13 protein-coding genes and 2 tRNA genes are annotated in these 15,959 nt (G+C 59.6%); 2 read left to right on the top strand and 13 right to left on the bottom strand.

Going from position 1 to position 15,959, the window contains the following annotated elements:
* The first annotated feature begins 183 nt into the window (after positions 1 to 183).
* Positions 184 to 2,916: an ATP-binding protein gene (locus FHP24_RS10900; RefSeq protein ID WP_139676240.1), complete on the top strand. Its 2,733-nt coding sequence runs from the start codon at positions 184 to 186 to the stop codon at positions 2,914 to 2,916.
* Positions 2,917 to 2,973: 57 nt separating this feature from the next.
* Here the strand turns inward: FHP24_RS10900 and FHP24_RS10895 are convergent, their stop codons facing one another.
* The 13 genes from FHP24_RS10895 to FHP24_RS10830 form a co-directional block, all read right to left on the bottom strand.
* Positions 2,974 to 3,651 carry an isochorismatase family protein gene (locus FHP24_RS10895; RefSeq protein ID WP_139676239.1) on the bottom strand — a complete coding sequence of 226 codons (678 nt, stop codon included), beginning with the start codon at positions 3,649 to 3,651 and terminating at the stop codon, positions 2,974 to 2,976.
* On the bottom strand, positions 3,644 to 4,549 hold the full coding sequence (locus FHP24_RS10890) for an alpha/beta fold hydrolase (RefSeq protein WP_139676238.1): 906 nt from the start codon (positions 4,547 to 4,549) through the stop codon (positions 3,644 to 3,646). Before FHP24_RS10890 ends, FHP24_RS10895 begins: the two co-directional genes overlap by 8 nt.
* A complete protein-coding gene (locus FHP24_RS10885) occupies positions 4,546 to 5,295 on the bottom strand; it encodes an alpha/beta fold hydrolase (protein WP_139676237.1) in 750 nt (249 codons plus the stop codon). Before FHP24_RS10885 ends, FHP24_RS10890 begins: the two co-directional genes overlap by 4 nt.
* 55 nt (positions 5,296 to 5,350) lie before the next feature.
* Complete coding sequence (locus FHP24_RS10880; RefSeq protein WP_139676236.1) at positions 5,351 to 6,322, bottom strand: alpha/beta fold hydrolase; 972 nt, start codon at positions 6,320 to 6,322, stop codon at positions 5,351 to 5,353.
* A 264-nt stretch (positions 6,323 to 6,586) separates the two neighbouring features.
* Positions 6,587 to 7,531 carry a dihydrodipicolinate synthase family protein gene (locus FHP24_RS10875; RefSeq protein ID WP_139676235.1) on the bottom strand — a complete coding sequence of 315 codons (945 nt, stop codon included), beginning with the start codon at positions 7,529 to 7,531 and terminating at the stop codon, positions 6,587 to 6,589.
* Entirely contained in the window at positions 7,528 to 8,493 is a 966-nt protein-coding gene (locus FHP24_RS10870) for an ABC transporter ATP-binding protein (RefSeq protein WP_139676234.1), read from the bottom strand. The genes FHP24_RS10875 and FHP24_RS10870 overlap by 4 nt, the downstream gene beginning before the upstream one ends.
* On the bottom strand, positions 8,494 to 9,510 hold the full coding sequence (locus tag FHP24_RS10865; RefSeq protein ID WP_139676233.1) for an ABC transporter ATP-binding protein: 1,017 nt from the start codon (positions 9,508 to 9,510) through the stop codon (positions 8,494 to 8,496).
* A gap of 8 nt (positions 9,511 to 9,518) precedes the next feature.
* Complete coding sequence (locus FHP24_RS10860; RefSeq protein WP_139676232.1) at positions 9,519 to 10,436, bottom strand: dihydrodipicolinate synthase family protein; 918 nt, start codon at positions 10,434 to 10,436, stop codon at positions 9,519 to 9,521.
* Positions 10,437 to 10,455: 19 nt separating this feature from the next.
* The gene (locus tag FHP24_RS10855; protein WP_139676231.1) at positions 10,456 to 11,331 is read right to left on the bottom strand and encodes an ABC transporter permease; all 876 of its coding nucleotides are present in this window, start codon (positions 11,329 to 11,331) and stop codon (positions 10,456 to 10,458) included.
* 3 nt (positions 11,332 to 11,334) lie between these two features.
* The gene (locus tag FHP24_RS10850; RefSeq protein ID WP_139676230.1) at positions 11,335 to 12,294 is read right to left on the bottom strand and encodes an ABC transporter permease; all 960 of its coding nucleotides are present in this window, start codon (positions 12,292 to 12,294) and stop codon (positions 11,335 to 11,337) included.
* Positions 12,295 to 12,361: 67 nt separating this feature from the next.
* Positions 12,362 to 13,948, bottom strand: a complete 1,587-nt coding sequence (locus FHP24_RS10845) for an ABC transporter substrate-binding protein (RefSeq protein WP_139676229.1) — start codon at positions 13,946 to 13,948, stop codon at positions 12,362 to 12,364.
* 29 nt (positions 13,949 to 13,977) lie between these two features.
* Complete coding sequence (locus FHP24_RS10840) at positions 13,978 to 14,682, bottom strand: FadR/GntR family transcriptional regulator (protein WP_139676228.1); 705 nt, start codon at positions 14,680 to 14,682, stop codon at positions 13,978 to 13,980.
* Positions 14,683 to 15,208: 526 nt separating this feature from the next.
* Positions 15,209 to 15,284 (bottom strand) — tRNA-Lys (locus FHP24_RS10830).
* Between the two features lie 318 nt (positions 15,285 to 15,602).
* Between FHP24_RS10830 and FHP24_RS10825 the strand changes: the two genes are divergently transcribed.
* Positions 15,603 to 15,678 (top strand) — tRNA-Asn (locus tag FHP24_RS10825).
* Positions 15,679 to 15,959 lie beyond the last annotated feature (281 nt).

Below are 15,959 nucleotides of genomic sequence, written 5' to 3'. Positions count from 1 at the left end.
TGAGGTTGCCGGATAAGGAGGATCATTTGCTTAATAACGCGACAACCGCAGCTGCGATTTCCTGCCCATGTTTCTCAAATTCGAAATGCCTGGTGCCGATACGTTTGCAACCGTCTTTCCAGACGTCTTGCAAATGGGCGAGTGCGATGTAACGTCCGGCTTTTATGTATTTATGAGGGCAAAGTGCCAAACGACGGCGATCTCCGTGCCTTGTCCAAGCAAAACACCTACCAGTTCGGCGATTTCCGGTTGCTGCCGGAGGCGCAGGCTCTCCTCCACAAGGGGCAACCTGTCGCGCTCGGCGGGCGCGGGTTCGATATTCTCACTCTGCTCGTGACGCGGGCTGGCGAGGTGGTCAGCAAGGCCGACCTCTTTGCCCATGTCTGGCCGGACTATATCGTCCACGATCACAATCTGAAGGTCAATGTTGGTAACCTTCGGCGTTCGCTCGCCGAACTCGATCCTCTGACGGAGTATATCGCGACGATCGCTGGCCGTGGCTACAAATTCGTCGCTGCGGTAGACAACAATCGCCCAACGGCGGTGCGACACACGCCTTCAATCCCGAGCCATTATGCCGCCCCGCCCCACGTGCGAGAACTGTTCGGCCGCGACGACGCGATCCGGCAAATTTCTGAAAAGCTCGATCTGCCGGGTTATATCGCCATTGTCGGGCCAGGCGGTGCCGGAAAGACATCGCTTGCGGTCACCATTGCCCGGCATTGCTGCGGCGCTGGCGAAGCCATCGTCTTTGCGGATCTCTCGACGGTCAGCGACCCCCGGTTCGTGGTGCCCGCGATCGCCTCGGCCTTTGGCATTTCGCTTGGACTGGACGATCCGATTTCAGGCGTGATCGATGTCCTTCGAAGCAGCGAGGTTTTTCTGGTCATCGACAATTGCGAGCATGTCATCTCGATGGCGGCGACGCTCGTCGAGCGGATATCATCGGAGGTACCTGCTGCCCGTATCCTCGCGACCAGCCGCGAGCCGCTGCGGACACGGCATGAGCAAATCCATTTCCTCTCCGGGCTCGCTTATCCCGACGATACCGCCTTGCTCTCGACAAGCGAAGCACTGCAGTTTCCGGCAATCCAGCTCTTTATCGCCAAGTCGCAAGAGGCTGGTCTTGCCGAGCCAACGGACGTCTATGTCCGCAGCGTCGTTTCGATCTGCAGGCGGCTGGAAGGCCTGGCACTCGCTATCGAACTGGCTGCCGGCACCGCCAGCGTCCTTGCGCCCTCCGCACTCGGCGATCTCTTCAAGGACGGCTTCGATTCGATGAACCGGGGAGCAAGGGATGCGCCCTTGCGTCACCAGACGCTGGAGGCCACGCTCGACTGGAGTTATCGACTTCTTCCCGAGAGCGAGGCCGTGTTGCTCAGTCTGGTTTCGGTGTTTTCGGGCCGGTTCAGCGCCGAGGATGCGGAGGCACTCTATGCCGCTGGAGCTCTCGATCCCATGGCAGGGCGTGATGCCCTGGCGCAGCTTGTGGCAAAATCGCTGGTCGCAGCGGAGTATGACGGCGGAATTGCTCACTACCGGCTGGCCGAGAGCACCGGCGCCTATGCGGCACAGCGTCTCTTTGGGTCACGTTACAGGGAGAAGGCAAGGCGGCAGTTTGCGATCCGGATAAGGGACAAGCTGCAGATTGCCGAACGAGAGTGGTCCTCGCAGACGTCCCGCGAATGGTTGCGGAAATATCGGCGGCAGATCGACGATGTTCGGGCCGCGATTGGCTGGGCGTTCGATCCGGCTGGCGATGCTGGATTGGGCGTCGGACTGGTGGTTGCAGCATTGCCTCTTTGGCAGGAACTGTCGGCCTTCAGGGAAATGCTGGCCGCCATCGACCTTGCAGGCGAAAACAGCGCTGCCCTTCAAGGGCTCGCGCCCCTGTGCCGGGCGAAGCTCTCGACCGCCAGAGCCTGGGCGATGACGCTGGCGCGCCACATGCACCCGCAAACCGACGACGCCTGGCGTGAAAGCATATTTCACGCGGGCGAATCGAACGATTCCGAATTTCAGATCCGTTCGGTGTGCGGACAAGCCGTTTTCCTAGCCTACTCCGGCCGGCCGCGCACGGCATTGCGCAGCATGAACGATTTTGCGGCCGCAAAGGGTTTGGACTGGGCGGTCGCGCCCGATGGCAAGCGCCTGCTGGCGCATATCAAGATATATGCAGGAGAGTTCAATTCGGCATCGGCTCACCTGGACGCGCTGATGAAGGATTGGGGCCATCTGGAAGAGGGGCATGGATTGTCCCGTTTCCAGGTCGATCTGCCCGTCGGCATTCGTCTGTCTCAGGCATTTTTGCTTTGGCTACAGGGTGACGCGGATCGTGCCTCCAGTCTGGTCGATCGCGCCATCGTTAGGGCCGCCGATCTCGATCACATGATATCCCTAGGAAATGCGATCTCGCTGACCGGCCTTCCGATCGCTTTCGTCGAGGGTGATCTGGAAACAGCTTCGCGACTTCAGCAACAGCTTGCCGAAGTCGGCCGACGTGAGACTGTTGGCATTTACGAGGGTACGGCCAGGTTTTTTGCGGGCGCCATCCAGTCGGCCCGTGGAGAAGGGGCTGGTTTCGCCTTGATGCATGACAGTATCGCCGGCTTGCTGCGCGGCGGCTGGCGCGCGCGTGTTCCCTTCTACCGCAGTCTGCTGGCGGAGGCTTATATCGCCGTGGGCGATATGCTGTCGGCGGAAGAATGCTTGCGGGCCGCGGCTGGTGAAATCGGGATTCGTGAGGAACGTTGGTGGCATCCGGATCTCTGGCGCGTCGCGGGTATGATTGAAGCTGGAAACGCGCAGTCACAAAAGGCTGCGCGATATTTCCGAAGATCCCTGGATTGCGCCCGCACCATGGGTGCGGGCGCAGCAATACGGCGGACCCGGCTTGCCATGGCTGAAATGGACTAAAGCCGCTCCCGCTTTCCTGTCTCTTTATCGGTTCTCGGGGCATCGACGAATGCAGGCCTAGCCCGTTTCCCGTGCGGCCTGCTGTGCTCGCGCATAGCTTTCGGCGACCGCTGCATAATCGGGTGCGACAAGCCCGTAGAGCGCGCCGAGTTCGGCAGCTTCCGGCCGCGCCCAGGTGCGGTGGAGCTCGGACAGCAATGCATTGGTCGATGTCGGTTTGACGCCACCCTGCACGAAGCGGGCGAGCGAAATGCGCGAGGCCATTTCGCTCGGATCCCCGCACGCATCGAGTACCGCATAAACGTCATAACCGGCAGCGCGGGCATCGAGCGCCGGAAACATCACGCAGACGCTGGTCCAGACGCCGGCCATGATGAGCGTCATGCGACCGGTCGAGCGGACCGCGCCGACGAAATCGTCATTATCCCATGCATTCACTTCGCCCTTGCGCGGCACATGGACGCCGTGCGGTGCATGTTCGTGGATCTCGGGCATCAGCGGGCCATGGGTGCCGGCCGGCTCCGAGGCGGTGGTGATGACCGGGATGTTGAGAAGCGCGGCAAGCTTTGCGATCACCACAACGTTCCGGCGAAGATCGGAAACCGATATGTCCCTGACCGTCTGGAACAGTCCCGATTGATGATCGAGAAGCAGGATCAGGGCGTCGGATGGATCGATGAGTGTCATGCCCCCACCGGTCGGAAGCACGCCCGACTTGGATTTACTGTTATACATGGCCGTTATCCTTCCCGAGTGCCGGCTGGTCGATCAGGTTTCGTGCGAGGAAGTCGCGCATGATCGGGATCATCTCGTCCGCCTTGTCTTCGAGGGCGAAGTGCCCTGTATCGAAAAAATGAAGCTCGGCTTTGGGCAGGTCGCGCAGAAAGGCGCGCGCGCCGGCGGGCAGGAAGATGGGGTCATTTTCGCCCCAGAGGATCAGGGCCGGTGGCCGATGCGTGCGGAAATAGGCGTGAAAAGCCGGGTAAAGCGCAACATTGGTGCGGTAGTCGTAGATGATATCCAGCTGGATTTCCGCGCTGCCGGGGCGGTCGAGGAAAAGCTGGTCGTGGAGCCATCCCGCGGGATCGATCCGTGCCGGGTCCTTCATGCCGGTGAGATATTGGAAGCGTGTCCCGTCAAGCGACAGAAAAGGCCGCATCGCATCGCGGTTGGTGGAGCCGTTATCGGCCCAGTAGGCGCGTGTCGGCGCCCAGAAATCGCCTATGCCATCCTCATAGGCGTTGCCGTTCTGGATGATCAGCGCGGTCACCCGCTCGGGATGGGCCTGCGCCACCCGAAACCCGGTCGGCGCCCCGTAATCCATGACGTAGAGCGCGTAGCGTTCGACACCCAGCTGATCGAGAAGGCCGACGATGATGTTCGCGAACATGGCAAAACCATAGTCGAAGTCGCCGGAAGACGGCATTCCGGACAGGCCGAAGCCAGGAAGGTCAGGTGCGATCACATGATACCGGTCGGCAAGCGCCGGGATGAGGTTGCGGTACATATGCGAGGAGCTCGGAAAGCCGTGAAGCAGCACCACGACGGGTGCTTCGCGCTCGCCTGCCTCGCGATAAAATATGTCTACTCCGGCAACGCTTGTGGTTCGGTGATAGGTGACGGCCTGCGTCATTGCTCGTCTCCTCCTTCGGTGGACGTTACGGTGGAGGCAGCTGCAGCAATGAACGCGGCCACCTCCTGCGGATGCGACATCATCACGGCGTGGCTGCTGTCGATTTCGGTGATTTTCGCTCCTGCGCGCTGGGCCATCCGGCGCTGTGCTGTCGGAGGTATCATCCTGTCTGCGGAAGCGACGAGATAGAAGCTTGGTTTGGTCTGCCATGCTGCGCGGGTAAGCGGCGCGACGGCCGCCGCGATGGCCCAAGGCAGCTGTGCAGCGGCCAGGAACCGGGTGGTAGCAGGTTCAACATCGGCTGCAAAAGCTTCCGGAAAACGGGCCGGATCGACAAGGAGATAGCCGTCCTGAGGAGGCCGCAGCGGTGCTTTCGTCTCGCCGGGACCTTCCGGAGCTTCGTTCAGCGCCGCAACGGACTCGCCGGCATCGGGGACGAAAGCCGCAATATAAGCCAGAGCCCGGACCCGCGGATGGTTGCCTGCCTCGGTGATGATGGCCCCGCCATAGCTGTGGCCGACCAGGAAAACCGGGTGGCTGGCCGCTGCGATCAGGCGCTCGACGGTGGCAACGTCTCCCTCGAGCGAGGCGGTCGAATGCTGGCCGACAAGCACTTCAAATCCGCGGTCGACGAGTTCGTCGTAGACCTTCTGCCAGCCAGAGCCATCGACGAAGGCACCGTGCACAAGGACGACCGAGAGGGCTGGCCCGCCAGTTGCTGGGGCGCCTAAAGTGGAATTGCTCATGTCTTTTCCTTTCGGGATGTTGGGTGCGGGGCCGCAAAAGGCCCCGCGGAGTGCCTTATTTGCAGAGCTTGCGGTCGAGGAAGTCTCGGATGAGGGGCGCCATCACGTCGAGCTTGTCTTCCAGCGCAAAATGGCCGCTGTCGAGAATGTGCATTTCGGCCTTGGGGAGATCGCGAAGATAGGGATGCGCGCCGGCCTCGGGAAAGATCTTGTCATTCTTGCCCCAGACAATCAGCGTCGGCGGCTGGCGGTCGCGGAAGAAGGCCTGAAACTGCGGGTAAAGCGGCACGTTGCTGCCGTAATCGCCCAGCAGGTCCAGCTGGATATCCTTGTTGCCCGGCCGGTCCAGCAGAGCTTGGTCGACGACCCAGTTGTCGGGGCTGATCCGCGCAACATCGCCCATTCCGTCGGTATACTGGAATTTGGTGGTTTCGAGCGTCACGAGGCCGGCCAGTGCTTCACGGCGCTGTGGCGTCTTTTCGGCCCAGTAGGCCTTGATCGGATCCCAGAATGCGGCGAGGTCTTCGGTATAGGCATTGCCGTTCTGCACGATCAGGGTTTCGACCCGTTCGGGGTGCTTGAGGGCGAGCCTGTAGCCGATCGGAGCGCCGTAATCCATGACATACATGCTGTAGCGGCTGGCTCCGACCTTTTTGGTCAGCTTGTCGACGATATTGGTCAGGTTCGCGAACGAGTAGTCGAACTTGGTGTGGTCGGGTGCGTCGCTCTGGCCATAACCCGGATAGTCGGGGGCGATGACGCGGTAGCGGTCCGCGAGCAGCGGAATGAGGTTGCGGAACATGTGCGACGAGGTCGGAAATCCATGCAGCAACAGGAGGACTGGCGCATCCTTGGGACCGGCTTCGCGATAGAAGATCTTCACGCCGTCGATCACGGTGTCCTTGTAATGAATGACGGATACCGCCTTCGCGGCAATGACCGCGTTGGCCGGCATGCAACGGTTGTCCGCCATGGCGGGAGCGACGGCTGCCATGAGTGCGATGGCGCTGATAATAAGCTTTTTCATGATCCTTACCTCTCCAAAAATGGGTGCCGATCCACATCAGCACCTCTGGAAAGAGGACTAGCACCGACCTTCTTCCGGGCCGGGATAAATAAGGGTAAAAAGTTGAACGATGGAGTGCAGTTCAAAACCCGACAAGTTGGTAAGCCGTTGAGCCACAGAGAAAATAATCCAACAAATTATGGGTCGCCGGTTCGAGTCCCTTCAAGACCTTAGGACCTGTTTCTCTGCGTTTCGAACTGCGCGGTCTCATATCTATGACGGAAATCATTCTCCACGGAAATTGCCTGGAAACAGTTCGGGAAGGCAGGTCTGAGCGATTGTCCGAAGTCGTGCTACCTGCTCGTCCCTGATAGACCTGTATGGCCAACGCAACCGTGCATTGACCGGTCCCCAATTGCCGGCAGCACAAAGCGCCTTGTCCAAAGCTGCATTGGAATATCCCTGTTGGTTACGAAGCGGCACGACATGGTTGCTCATAAAGGTATCAATGCGGACTTCTATGGCCAAAGCCGCTTCTATGTCGGTCTTCATCAAGTCGGTCCACGCCTGAGCGCCATGGGGGCTGAGACAGGCGACATTGGAAAAGGCGCCTGCGGCCACACCACGTCTTACACCCGTCGCCAGATGATGGCCGGGAATGAAAAGAGCGAATGCGGCAAGGTGGCTACGCGCTTCGGCATACCAATGGTCGTCGCCGTCCGCCAGCTTGATGCCAACGACGGAAGGGCAGGGGTCGCATACTTGCAGAAGCTCGGCTGGCGAGAGAATACGTTTGGCATGCGGCGGATTATAGAGGATCAGCGGGATGCCATCGGCAGCAGTTGACACCCGTTTCAGGAAGTCGGTTGCCTCGGAATTGCTCAGCGGCCACCAGTCAGGCAGAATGACCTGGAAGGCTGTCGGTCGATGTAGCACGGCCCGTTTCAAGCGTTCGAGCATGATCAGCGGATCCGGCTGGCAGGCGCCTATCACGAATGGCATGCCGGCCTGTCTGCAGCGGCTCGCCAGCAAGGCCTGTATCCGGTCGTATTCCGCTTCCGTCTGGTTGTGAAACTCGCCGGCGGTACCGTTCGAATAGATGCCATCCACCCGCGCGTCGATGAGAATCACGATCTCTTCCTCAAGGGCGGCGAAGTCGATGCTGTCGTCGTTCCGGATCGGCAGCAGGAGGCTTGCCCAGTTTCCGGCGATGGGATGGCGGCGGCTCATGAAACGCTCCCGTTCAAGTCGTCGCGAATGCAGGCTTTGAAACGTCCCGGTGCCGTTTCCCTCAGTTCCGGAACGACTTCCGCGCATCTTGAAATGGCCTTCGGACATCGCGTCCGGAAAACGCAGCCGCTTGGTGGGTTGGCGGGGCTAGGTATGTCGCCCTTCAGGATCTGCCGGTTGCGATGGGCATCGGGATCGGGCGAGGGGATCGCCGACAGTAGCGCCCGTGTGTAGGGGTGATGGGGATCGGCATAAAGCTCTGCGCTTGGCGCGATCTCCATGACGCGGCCGAGATAGAGCACGATCACCCGGTCGCAGATATATTCCACCACCGCCAGATCATGGCTGATGAACAGCATGGTCAGTCCGAGCCGCTGCTGCAGATCGCGCAGAAGATTGATCACCTGCGCCTGGATCGAGACGTCGAGTGCCGAAACAGGCTCGTCTGCAACGATGAATTCCGGTTGAAGCGTCAGCGCCCTTGCGATGCCGATCCTCTGCCGCTGCCCTCCAGAAAACTCGTGGGCATATCTGTTGACGGCATCCGCGGGCAGATCGACCTGTTCGAGCGCCTTGCGGGCGCGATCCAGCCGCTCTTTCGAGTTGCCGGTTCCCTGGATTTTCAAACCCTCGGTCAGTATTTCGCCGATCGTCATGCGGGGGGAAAGGCTGGCGAACGGGTCCTGGAAAATATACTGCATCCGCGGACGTGCGCGCCGCATTTGCGAGGCCGATAGCTCCGTCAGCTCCGTGCCGTCAAAACGGACGCTGCCTGCCGATGGCTCGATCAGCCGCAGAACGGAGCGGCCGATCGTGGTCTTGCCGCTCCCGGATTCGCCGACAAGGCCGACGACCTCGCCCTTGCCGATGTCGAAGGAAATATTCTGCAGGATCGTCAGCGTCGAGCCGCGGGTCGTGTATTGTTTTGCCAGATCGCGGACTTCAAGAAGGGGTGCGCTCATCTAGACCTCCTGCCAGTGGATGCAGCGGCTTTTATGGTGGGGACTGACATCGAAGAGCGGGGGCACCGCCTTGCGACAGTCCTCTGTCGCGAATTTGCAGCGTGGTTCGAAGGCGCAACCGGCCGGCATGTTCATCAGGCTCGGCACCATGCCCGGAATCGCTGCAAGCTTTTCGCCTGCCTGCTTCATGCGCGTCGCATCGCCGAGCTTCGGCATCGAGGCAAGCAGTCCCATCGTGTAGGGATGTTTGGGGTTGCGGAATACGTCCACCACCGGTCCCGTCTCGACGATTCGCCCGGCATACATCACTGCCACCCGGTGGGCGATTTCCGCGACGACGCCGAGATTGTGAGTGACGAACAACATGGCCATCCCGCGCTCCCGCTGGAGCTTCTGCAAGAGATCGAGAATCTGCGCCTGGATTGTGACATCGAGCGCGGTGGTCGGTTCATCTGCGATCAGCAGCGTCGGGTCACAGGCAAGCGCCATGGCGATGGTCGCGCGCTGGCGCATGCCGCCGGAAAGTTCGTGCGGATATTGTTTGACGCGTCGCGCGGCATCCGGGATGCCGACTTGGTCGAGAAGTGAAATGGCCGCATCCATCGCGCTTTTACGGTCCGCCCCGCGATGGATGCGGATCGGCTCCGAAATCTGGTCACCGATCGTGTAAACAGGATTGAGGCTGGACATCGGCTCCTGAAAAATCATGCCGATATCATCACCGCGAATGGAGCGCATTTCCTGTTCGCTGAGCGAGACGAGGTCTCGGACCTTGCCGTCCTTGCGTTTCAGGTGGACGCTGCCGGCCGCGATGGCGCCGATCTTGCGGGTGAGCAGACGCATCACCGAGAGACTGGTGACCGACTTGCCGGAGCCTGACTCTCCGACAAGTGCCAATGTTTCGCCGGCTGCGACGGATAGATCGATGCCGTTGACCGCCGTCACTTCGCCGGCGCGAACGCGGAAGACGGTCCGCAATCCCTTAACGTCGAGTATGGTTTCAGCGGCCTGTTGCATGGCTTACCTCAGGAAAGAAGCCCGGTTGAGCGCAGGATCTCGTCGATCCTTGCCGTCTCGGCGTCATTGAGGGCGGCACGCGGGCGAGGCATCAGCGCGGTGTCGATGATGCCGAGGCTCTTCATCGCCGCCTTGAACGCACCGATTCCGGACGCGCCGCCGCTGACGCGACCCGCGCCGACCCAGACGATTTCGAACAGCCGGCAGAGGCGCTCCTGTTCCTTGCGGGCGGCGGCCCAGTCACCGCGCTGGGCGGCATCCCAGAGCCGGACATAACCGTGCGGATCGACATTGGCGATGCCTGGCACGACACCATGCGCGCCCATCAGAAGCGCGTTGTCGACGACGATCTCGGATCCGGTCATCAGGAAGACGTCGGGTCTGTCGGCGAGATCGAGCAGCACATAGCGGAAGTTGCCGTCGTCGCCGCTGGAATCCTTGATGCCGATAATCGTGCCTTCGCGTGCGAGCGTCACGCTCGTCTGGCGCTGCAGCTTGACGTGGACGCAGACCGGGATGTCGTAGGCGATCAACGGCACATCGACGGCATCGCGGATGAAGCGGAAATGGTCGAGAATTTCCGGCTGACTGGTAACAGTATAATAAGGGGCCGTCACGACGACCGCATCGGCGCCGGCTGCCTTGGCGATCCTTGCATGGTTGATGACCAGATCGGTCGTTGCGTCGATGACGCCGACGATCAGCGGTACGCGGCCATTGATGACCTTTGCCGAATGTTCGATGATTTCCTGTCGCGTCTTTGCGTCATGGAACACCACTTCGCTGGTCGAGCCGAGCACGAAAAGACCGTGACATCCGGCATCGATCAGATTTTCGAGCACCCGCGTGTAGGACGGATAGTCGACGGTGAAATCCGCATTGAGCGGAGTTACGACTGGAGGAACGACACCCTTGAATTTGCTCATGTTCACTTTCTTTCGATCGTCAGTTTAGTTCGGCGCGAGGGTCGAAGGCATCGCGAAGACCATCGCCAATGAAGTTGATGGCAAGGACTGCAGTGACGAGCGCACCGCCGGGAAACAGCCATTGCCAGGGATATTGTTCGAGAACAGCGGTGGAGCGTGCGGCGTTCAGCATGTTGCCCCAGCTCGCAGCCGGAGGGGCGATGCCGAGCCCGAGGAAGGACAGCCCCGCCTCGAGAAGGATTGCATTGGCGATCTGCAGGGTCGCGAAGACGACGAGAATATCGATCGAATTCGGCAGACCGTGGCGGAAGAGAAGATGCGGGAGCCCTGCACCCATGCCTCTTGCCGCCATCACGAAGTCACGCTCGCGCAATTCGAGGAGCCGCGAGCGCACCATTCGCGCCAATAGGGGCCAGGACAACAGCGAGATGACGAACACTGTCGGCCAGATGCCGGTGCCGGCGATGGAGGCGAGCACCAGCAGAAAGATTACCGGTGGCAGTGTCATCACCAGATCGACGAACCGCATCGTGACGGCATCCGCCCAGCGTCCGGCCAGCGCCGACATCGCTCCGACGAGGAAGCCGATGATGGCGGAAATGATTGTCGAGGTCAGCGCCACAAGGAGCGAGATCCGCCCGCCATCCATGACGCGAGCAAAGATGTCGCGGCCGACACCGTCCGTGCCGAACCAGTGTTTTGCACTCGGTCCCGCATTCATGGCGAGCAGGTCGATATCGTTGGGTTTGAAACCCCACCACAACGGATAGGTGAGGATCGCCAAGAACATCGGGACGATGATCGCCACGCCACAGATCGCTGCATGGTTGAGCCGGAAACGCTCGAAAGCACGAGCTAGGGGGCCGGGACTGCTTGTTGAGGTGCGTGCCAGCATCGCTCAGCCCACCTTGATCCGGGGATCGACCGCCGCATAGGCAAGATCGGTCATAAGGTTGACCACGATCACGCAGGCTCCGATGACCAGCGTCGAGCCCATGATGACTGGGTAGTCGCGGTTTTCGACGGCTGTCACCATCAGCAATCCCATGCCGGGCCAGTTGAACACGCTTTCGATGAAGATCGCGCCGCCGATGGCAAGGCCGATGGTTGAGCCGATCAGCGTAATGACCGGTAACAGCGCGTTGCGCAGCGCATGTTTGGTGATCACCCAGAATTCCGAAACACCCTTGGCGCGTGCGGTACGCACGTAATCCAGATTGAGGACTTCCAGCATTGAGCCTCGCATATAGCGCATGATCAGCGCCGTCTGGGCAAGCGCCAGCAGTGAGGCGGGCAGGATCAGGTGATGGATGAGGTCGAGAAGCGAGAACTCGCGGCCGGGCGTCAGCATGCCGCCCGAGGGCATCCAGTTGAAATAGACGGAAAAGAGATAGAGCCCGACCAGGCCGCTCAGGAATGGCGGGCTGGAAATGCCGGTGACGGCAAGCACGGAGAAGGATATGTCTGCCAGAGAATTCCGGCGCACGGCGCTGACGATGCCGGTTGCGATTCCGGCAATGATGGCGATGACGATCGCCGTTCCCATCAGCAGAACCGTCGGTCCGACCCGCGAGACCACCAGCCCGAGGACGGCCTGATCGGGCCGCTGGATCGAATAACCGAGATTGCCGGTTAGCGCCTGCTGCAGCCAGGCGAGGTATTGCACCGGCAATGGCTGGTCGAGACCGAGCGTTGCGCGCAGTTCCACGAGGTCTGATGGCGACATCGGCACATTGGGATCGATATACGCGTCGATCGGATCGCCGGGGGTAAGGCGCAGCATCACGAAGATCAGCATGCTCAAGGCAAGCAGCATGCCTGCGCCGATCAGCAGGCGCCGAAGACTGTATTTCAGCATGGATGTGTTCCTGTGAGGGTGGCGGGCCAAGGCCGGCCACCCTTTGTTTCTCAGGAGCGGTGCCGCCCTAATCGGCGATCGACCATTTTTCCGGATGCGCCTGGTAAGGGCCACCGCCCGGCGCGGGCGTCCAGACAAAGTCCTTCAGCTTGGCAGATGCCACGCCATAGCGGTTTGCGACCCAGAGCGTGCCCCAGGGCAATTCCGCATTCATCACCTTGCAGACGTCCTGATATCGGGCGTCGCGCTTGGTGGCGTCGGTTTCTCCAAGCGCCGTATCCAGTGCCTTGGTCAGTTCCGGCATTCGGGCACGCACCACGTTCGGGCCGGCCGGCGGGATCTGCTTTTCGTTAAGGCCGACATTGATGCTGCTCGGATCGGGACCATTCTGAAGGCCGGCATAAACCATCTGGAATTGGGCGACATCCGGCGTCGGGTTGAGCACGATGCTGTTATAGGTCGGGGTATCGACGGCACGCGGCGTGACGTTGATGCCGACCTGTGCCAGCATCGCCTGAACGGCAGCCATGACATTGGCGGCCAGCGGTGTCGTATAATAAGTCAGGAGCGTGATCGGCTTGTTGCCGTTGATCTTGTCCCATCCTGCCTCTTCCAGCAGTTTTTTTGCCTTTTCGGGATCGTAGGCATAGGCCTCGATATCCTGCGGCACTACCTGATCGGCCACATAACCGCAGTTCGCCGGCTTGGCTGCTCCGCCATAGAGGCTCTGGATGATCGCATCGCGGTTGATCGCATACATCACCGCCTGCCGGACCCGCAAATCCTTCCAGATCGACGAATCGTGGTTGAAGCCGAGATAGTTGACCACGAAGGAATTGCCTTCGATAATGCGGAAATCCTTGTTGTCGCGGAATGTGTTGAGGTCGTTCGAATCCACATAGGTGAATTGGATTTCTCCCGCACGGAGCGCGGCGATCGCAGCAGCTGGGTTGGCGAAATAGCGGTTGATGACCTTCTCAAGTGCCGGCTTGCCGCCGCGGTAATCGGTATTGGCGGTCAGCTCGACATACTGGTCGGTGACGTATCTGCCGAACTTGAACGGACCGGTGCCGACCGGTGCGGCCGACCACCAGCTGTTCTTGGCGAGCTGGTCCGCCGGGATCTGCGTCAAGGCATGTTCCGGCAACATCATGACCTTGGTCAAGGTGTCCAGCAGACTTGCCGAGGGCGCCGAAAGTTTGATGACCAGCGTCTTGTCATCGGTGGCTTCCACCGAGGATATTGCCGTCAGGCGCGCGGCGAGAACTGAACCGGTCTTGGCGTTCTTGGCCAGCTCAAGGGTGAAGCTGGCGTCCTTGGCGGTAAACGGTTTGCCGTCGTGCCATTTCGCATCGGCCAGCTTGAACGTATAGGTCTGCTGATCGTCGCTGACCTCGTAGGACGAAGCGAGCAGGCCGACAACCTTCTGCAGTTTTTCGTCATAGGTGACGAGCGGTTCGTAATAGACGCTTAGCCAGGTGAAGCCGCTGGTCGCGGCAAGCGGATTGAAATTGCCCTGAAAACCACCGGGGCCGACGTCGAACCCTCCGGACAGTGTCGCAGCCTGAGCCGGTACGACGAAGGCTGGCAATGCGCTTGTCGCCATCATGGCGGCCAGCGCGGCGGCATATGTCAGTCTGGACACTCGTTTCATTGTGCTCCTCCCACATTGAACCTAGCTTGCTATTTGTTTGCGGCGATAACCCGTGAAATTCCCTCGTAGTGATGGTCCAGGCGTTTTTTTACCTCGACCAGGTCCTTCTTCTCGACGGCATCAACGATGGCAGCGTGATCCTTCCAGGTTGCGACAGGGTCGGCATTATCGAGATTGACGAAATCGGATGCCTTGTAAAAGGCGAGCCAAAAGATATCGATGAGCCGGGTGAAGGTCTCATTGTTCTGGCAACGGAACAGCAAGGTGTGAAACCGCTGGTCCTCGTCGGCAAAGGATTCGCCGCGTTTGGCATGGGCTCCCATCCGATTGACGGTGTCGCGCAGTTCCGCAATGTCGTGGTCGCTGATCATCGCCAGCGTCCTGCCGATCATGCCTGCTTCAAGAACGCGGCGGATTTCGATCAATTCCTCGACTTGGCGTAGCGCACCACCGAGGCCATAGGCCAGATTGTCCAGCAATGGCTCGAAGGAAAACGCCTTCACGAAAATTCCAACGCCACGACGAGCCTCCAGCACCCCGAGCGATTCCAGCGCCTTTATGCCTTCGCGCAAAGAATTCCGGCTTACGCCAAGCTGATTGGCCAAATCCGATTCTGCCGGAAGCATCGTTCCGGGTATCAGGCCGTTATCGCTGATGAAGTTACGCAGGCTTTCCTGCACGGAAACGTGGAGGAGAGGTGCGCGTGTCAGCGGCTTGATGGACTTCAGAGACATACTGCCAATCCGATGTCGGTGCCATTACCGGATCAATAGATATCCTCTTGTAGGATATCTGTCAATGCCTGCGTATTTGTGGATGCGGGTTCGCTGATGAACCTCAGGTATTTAAGCGTGAAGCGGGACGCGACATGATTGCTGCACAAAGTGAGTATCGGCAGGCAAAGCAGGAGGAATGGCGGCCATCGATGCTAAGGAGACGCTCGCGAGAGATCGCTATGGAATAAGGCACGCGCACGAGCGTCTGGAACAGCAATCGCGAAGGCAGATGGATATATATTGCAGCTACAGCAGCGGCGAATAGCCTTGCCGTAGCAACTCGAGACACAAGCCGCCTTCGAGGCTGCCGGATAGAAGTGCTAAATCTAGGGCAGTGATAACGGTGCGTTAAATCGCCAGGGCGTTGGTTTTAATCCCATCAGGAACACATAATGTCTCTGACAAGTCGGAAGAATCCATTCTGGATTAAACTTCTGGTCTCAGGCCTATGGTGCTGAGCCCCCCGACGGAAGAAGATTGATATTGGTGGGTGATGTAGGGCTCGAACCTACGACCCGCTGATTAAGAGTCAGCTGCTCTACCAACTGAGCTAATCACCCGCACCACCATCTATGCAGCGATAGGGGCCCTATAGAGTGGAGCCATCTGTTTGTCCAGACCGGTTTGGTCGCACTGATAGCAATCTTCTGTTGCGCCTCTCGTTGTCATTAGGTGACCCGTTTTACCTCGAAAGTCACCGTCTCGTCGTTCAGCTTGACGCCAAATTATGCACTGAGCCGATAGTCGGCTTATGCGGCGGCCTTGAACTCGGGCTGCGCGATCACAGCACGCAACGAGCAGAAAAATTGAAGCTTGATAGTCAGATGATGCGCATGTAGATAGCGCATCCCAACGTCCGCGCTCGCGCGAGAGCGTATTGGAATGTAGCTCAGTTGGTAGAGCAGGCGACTGTTAATCGCCCGGTCGCAGGTTCGAGCCCTGCCATTCCAGCCATTGCTTGCCGATTTTGTCCTAGTTCGACGGTTGGTTTCATCCAGACTGGCTCGGGCACGAACGCCTTCTTCAAGCAATATTGCCGGCTATGTTTGGGTCGGTGACGAGTCTGGATTTTGTCTGTTTGCAATCTGCGTAAAACAACGCCGATATAGCCGCGGAATTCAAATAAATCATTTAAATACAATCACTTGCGAGATTTTTGTAGTTTTATGAATTTGGCCTGTTGACGTTTTTGGGTGAGTGGGACTATAACCCGGTCACTGACGAGGGCGGCGGCG

This window comes from Aliirhizobium smilacinae, assembly GCF_006335145.1.
GTDB lineage: Bacteria > Pseudomonadota > Alphaproteobacteria > Rhizobiales > Rhizobiaceae > Neorhizobium > Neorhizobium smilacinae.
This window is presented reverse-complemented; position numbering and strand designations above follow the sequence as displayed.